This is a genomic window from Bacteroides coprosuis (assembly GCF_020741705.1).
Taxonomy (GTDB): Bacteria; Bacteroidota; Bacteroidia; order Bacteroidales; family Bacteroidaceae; genus Bacteroides_E; species Bacteroides_E coprosuis.
Map to the genome: position 1 here is coordinate 1 of NZ_DYYK01000181.1, position 4,932 is coordinate 4,932.

At 33.3% G+C, this 4,932-nt stretch carries 5 protein-coding genes; 1 reads left to right on the plus strand and 4 read right to left on the minus strand.

Annotation, left to right across the window (positions count from 1 at the left end; genetic code table 11):
* Positions 1 to 23 precede the first annotated feature (23 nt).
* The 3 genes from K8V80_RS10905 to K8V80_RS10915 all read right to left on the minus strand — a co-directional run bounded on the left by K8V80_RS10905 (position 24) and on the right by K8V80_RS10915 (position 2,565).
* The gene (locus K8V80_RS10905; RefSeq protein WP_245531192.1) at positions 24 to 650 is read right to left on the minus strand and encodes a carbonic anhydrase; all 627 of its coding nucleotides are present in this window, start codon (positions 648 to 650) and stop codon (positions 24 to 26) included.
* A 693-nt stretch (positions 651 to 1,343) separates the two neighbouring features.
* Positions 1,344 to 2,168: an SPFH domain-containing protein gene (locus K8V80_RS10910; RefSeq protein WP_276777938.1), complete on the minus strand. Its 825-nt coding sequence runs from the start codon at positions 2,166 to 2,168 to the stop codon at positions 1,344 to 1,346.
* 214 nt (positions 2,169 to 2,382) lie between these two features.
* Positions 2,383 to 2,565, minus strand: coding sequence for a hypothetical protein (locus tag K8V80_RS10915; protein ID WP_276777941.1), 183 nt, complete (start codon positions 2,563 to 2,565; stop codon positions 2,383 to 2,385).
* A gap of 938 nt (positions 2,566 to 3,503) precedes the next feature.
* On the opposite strand from K8V80_RS10915, the gene fsa reads away from it, so the two are divergent.
* Positions 3,504 to 4,157: a fructose-6-phosphate aldolase gene (gene fsa / locus K8V80_RS10920; protein ID WP_006744674.1), complete on the plus strand. Its 654-nt coding sequence runs from the start codon at positions 3,504 to 3,506 to the stop codon at positions 4,155 to 4,157.
* 165 nt (positions 4,158 to 4,322) lie between these two features.
* Here fsa and K8V80_RS10925 read toward each other — a convergent pair.
* A partial coding sequence (locus K8V80_RS10925) for a glycoside hydrolase family 30 protein (protein ID WP_276777980.1) occupies positions 4,323 to 4,932 on the minus strand: 610 nt, incomplete at its 5' end.

Here is a 4,932-nt window from a genome sequence, read left to right on the forward strand (position 1 = left end):
TAAATTTCTTTATCAAAAATCTCTTATGCTATTTTCTCATATTCCAGATCAATAATTTTACCTGTATTCAGGTCGAAAACAAAGGCATGGAGCTCTACACCATATTCTTTTTGAGCCTTTTGAAAGTCGGGATTATTAGCGATGTGCTTGCATTGTTCTAATACATTCAATTCCACTAAGCGTTCATTTCGTTTTTCTCCATCTCCCAAAGCATCTAGCTCTTCTTTATAGGTTTGATACTCATCTCTGATATTTTCTAGCCAATCATTTAGTGTTCCATAGTCTTTAAAAGACATGGCTGCCTCTATTCCACCACAATGGTAGTGTCCCACTACAATAATGTGCTTCACCTTGAGTTGCTCAAGAGCAAAAGCGATAGCCGATTTACTATTCACATCACTCTCGAGTACTAGGTTCGCCACATTTCTATGCACAAACATATCGCCAGGGCTTGCACCTATTATACTTTCGGGATTTACTCTACTATCACAGCACCCAATATAAAGTATGGAAGGGGTCTGCTTTATAGAAAGTTTAGTAAAATAATCGGGATCCAAGTCTAACTTTTCTTTCAGCCAATCTTGGTTATGCTTAAATATATCTTTAAATTCTAAAGGCATGGCTCTCTTTATTGGTTTTACATATTCCACAAAAAGGCTTTCTCAACTAAGCCACACTACTAATCTATTCAATTAAATATAAATAATTGCATAAAAGTTAATTGTTTACAATAATAAATCAACTCATAATTAAGCATATAAAGCCATATATCAAGATTTTTTATTGCATACTTTTAGTTATTTATCAAGATATAAGAATTCGTGTGATACTCATTATTTGTTTTATATCTCATTAATAGCATAATCTGATTAGGAGTTAGTCTGATTTTATTTAAAAGCAAATCTTATATATTGTCAGATTAATCTCTCTGTTCTTGAAACGGAAGAAATATATAATATAAAGAAGTTTTGCTATGAGATATTACTAGCCTAAATGAGTGAAGGAATTGTGTCCATCTTTTTTGTTCTCAATTTTAAGTATAACATGACACCGACATGATGATACTTTGACACCGATATGATAATGCGATGTCGGTGTCATGATAGGATGATGGTTATTTTGTTATAGACTTTACTTATTCATATTGAGTACTTTATCGCAAAAAATGGAAAGTGCAGAATTTGAGGTATAGATTGAATTATTTTGGTGAATGATTAGGGCTTTTTTAGATACAAAAGATTGTTTAATCAACCTGTAAATTAAGAAATGAGGAGTTTCGTTTTATCGTTCATTTAAAATATGAGCCTATAAAAAAAGCCACCTTTTACAGTGGCTTTTGAGGTTTATTTAACGCTATAAATGGGGGTTGCTCCACCACCCATAAGCATAGTAACGTTTACTTGACTCTTGTCTTTAACCATATCTACCTTTTCTTTTTCAATCTCTATTTCTCTAAGTTTGAGGTACTCAGCTGTTGTGAATTGCATTTCTCTCATATAGGCTTTGTCGGCAACAGCTTTCGCTTGTTCTGCCGCAGCTCTTTGCTCTTCTGCCTTAACGCGTTCTGTCTGAGTTCTCTTATTTTGAATTTGGATAGCGGTTCGGTCTATTTCTTCCATTACTCCTTGGTTGGGTTTAGCTCTATCAACCACTACATCAATAACTTGTACAGGTATGTTTTTCTCTTCTATAATCTGTGATACCTTCTGAATCACCACATCTTCTATTTTGTCATATACCTCACGATTGGAGGTTAGGTCGAACATGCTGTAATTAGATATTTCATCACGAATAAACTTTACGAATTTGGGTTTGATATTGATATCATACCATTCCACACCAAAGTTGGAGATCAGGAGAGGGGTTTGAGTAGGAACAATCTGCATGATGATATTAGCAGTTAAATCGACTGGAGTATTATCGTCAGACATGATATCGTCAAATCCTTCTGTGAATTTTTGAGGAGTCTTCTTTAATTTGACAAAATCTGTTGAAAAAACTTTCCACTCAGAACCCGCCATCAGAGGAGCATCATCTACACCACCTGAGCCAAATATATAGGGCTTTTTAACGAATACACCTACCTCATCAGCATCCACACTCATTCGAGAGCAAGAAGAGGTAATTATTGTGCTTAAAAGGAATAAAACAAATGATAATCTTTTCATAATGATGTGTATAAAAAAGAGTTACTCATAATCTATAAGAATGAATAACTCTATAAATTTATTTTTTAGATATGGTGATTTCTAGGTAGAAATGTCATTCAATATACCTAATAGAAGTGATTGACAATGAGTTTGCTATTATCTACCTTTGATAATAGGAAAACAATTTAGTCATAATTAAATGATAGCCACATTTAATGAGTTCCGAAAAGGATCAGTTTTGAAACTGGTCCTTTTTATTAATCAATTTTTTAAGAGGGTGGAAGTTGTCTCTTATTACTCTCATATAACTCAAAGCATCTGAGTTGCATCTATCGTCTTTCTGATATTCTAGCATCAATTTTTCAAAAGATTCCTGCATCTCAGTGAGTCGATCATTAAAGGTTTTAGATTTCATAGCTCTTATTAAATATTCAATTCTTTGTCAAACATAATTATTAATCTGTAAATTAATGATTTTTGATTACTCTTTAACAAATATATTTTTGAACAACTGTCAATATCTAATTGATATTGGGAGAGAATAAATAAAAGTGCGATAGAAAAAGTTTTAAAGTGAGAAATTGAGGGAGTAAAAGATTATATGATGTGCTTCATTTTGGGCAAAAGTAAGGGAGTGATTACCCTTAACCACTCCCTTGTAGAGCCAAAACAGCTGCTTCATCAATAAAATTGAGGTGTTCTCAATACTCTTCTTGAAAAAGAGCATGTGAATCTAAGAACATCATTGTACCTTAAGTAGGAGTAATTTCATCTGAACCTCCATAGAACTTAAGCAATAAGCACTCTGTTATGGATTTAGTTAGATTGATGTTCACAATGATATATAAAATATTCGAGATAATTAGATTTATTTGTATGCTATAAAGCAGGATTAGATAATTGATAATCAGAATCTAATCAAAAAAAAGGGTAGGGAATACCCCTGTTTGGATAATCCAAAAATAGCCTCTACTTCTGGTCGGTAGCTTCTTTTAAAGAAATCGAAATGATAGAGATTCGGCTATAAAGGATAGACTTTGTCTTGGTTAGCAGGCCTCACTCTTTTATTATACAACTCACATTTAATCCTCTTTTTGTAAGTAAACTATAAGATGCCGAGGTATGTAAATTCTATTTGTAAAGTTTGTCTTTTGATTAGCATTCATTTTGGATTAAGAACAACAAATCTTATTGGGAATATCATGAAAGGTGTATTGTTTATTTTCTTTTTGAGGTTGTAGGAATACCTCTTATATTTTTTTGTATCTTAATGCACGTATTATAAATACACCCTTTTCAATGTAGTAAAGGATTTTATAAAAACCTGAATAAAATAACTTAAAAAGAAGAACTATGAAATTTTTCATTGACACAGCAAATCTAGATCAAATTAAGCAAGCTCACGACCTAGGTGTATTGGATGGTGTTACTACCAATCCCTCTCTGATGGCCAAAGAGGGTATTAAAGGACCTAAAGCAATTACAGCACATTATAAAGCGATATGTGATGTGGTAGATGGCGATGTGAGTGCAGAGGTGATTTCTACAGATTACGAAGGTATTATTCGTGAAGCTGAGGAACTAATAAAAATAGATCCAAAGATTGTTGTTAAAGTACCTATGATTTATGACGGTGTCAAAGCAATCAAATATCTTTCATCTAAAGGAATAAAAACAAACTGTACACTTGTGTTCTCAGCTGGTCAAGCTCTTTTGGCAGCTAAGGCTGGTGCTACTTATGTATCTCCTTTCTTGGGTAGGCTAGATGATATTTCTACAGAAGGTATTAATCTGATTGCTGAAATTCGTCAGATATACGATAATTATGGTATTACTACTCAAATTTTAGCTGCTTCTATTCGTAATGCGATGCACATAGTGAATTGTGCTAAATTAGGAGCTGATGTGGTTACATCACCATTAGATTCTATCTTATCTCTCTTGAAACATCCACTGACCGATTCTGGTCTTGCGAAGTTCCTAGAAGATGCTAAAAAATTTGTGTAATGCAAAAGTATTAGAATACAAAAAGCCAATCTGAAGTTATTTAGATTGGCTTTTTTGTTGGGAAATGATAAAATATTGAAAACAGATAAAAACATAAAATAGAGCTGTGCAACTAAGTAAATTGGACAGCTCTATTTTTATTTATCTAGATTCTAAAAAGTAGAATCACCAAATGCACGAAACAACTGATTGAGGAGCAACATTCAATGAGAATGATTTTCCTTTGGCTTGAATGGTGATTAGTTGTTTTTCATTACCTTCATTTAATAATACCATAGATAAAGACTGATCTGGGTTGATAAACGCAGAGTAGTGTATATTTGAATCTGTATTTCCTTTCGATTCTATTCTGAAAGCACCTGGCTTGATAACTTGTGATAGATGAGCCATCGTATAGTAATGACTATTAAAAGTCATTGTCTTGTAATCTTCTGAACTAATATCAATAGCACCCAAGCAGATGTTACAACCGTATTTACGATAAGGACCATGTTTATCATCCAGCATAAAGTTCCACATAATTACAGCTTTGTTCCAACGGTTGATAGTTCCTAGGCAAACTTCTTTCATATTCCACATTAAATCTCCACCAAAATCGTAACCAGAGCCCCATAGTCCAATAGACATTTCTGTAAAATAGATTGATTTATCTGGTGCTTCTCTGTGGATTCTGTCTAGCTCAGTTACCTCGCCACCATACGCATGATAAGCAGCACCATCTACATACTTACTTGCTTCTGAGTCCGCATAAATGTGTAGAGGATATTGTTGTTGA

Bases quoted from the DNA above. Each gene is read 5' to 3' on its own strand.
- K8V80_RS10910 (WP_276777938.1), bottom strand. From the start codon at position 2,168: ATGAAAAGATTATCATTTGTTTTATTCCTTTTAAGCACAATAATTACC.
- K8V80_RS10915 (WP_276777941.1), bottom strand. From the start codon at position 2,565: ATGAAATCTAAAACCTTTAATGATCGACTCACTGAGATGCAGGAATCT.
- fsa (WP_006744674.1), top strand. From the start codon at position 3,504: ATGAAATTTTTCATTGACACAGCAAATCTAGATCAAATTAAGCAAGCT.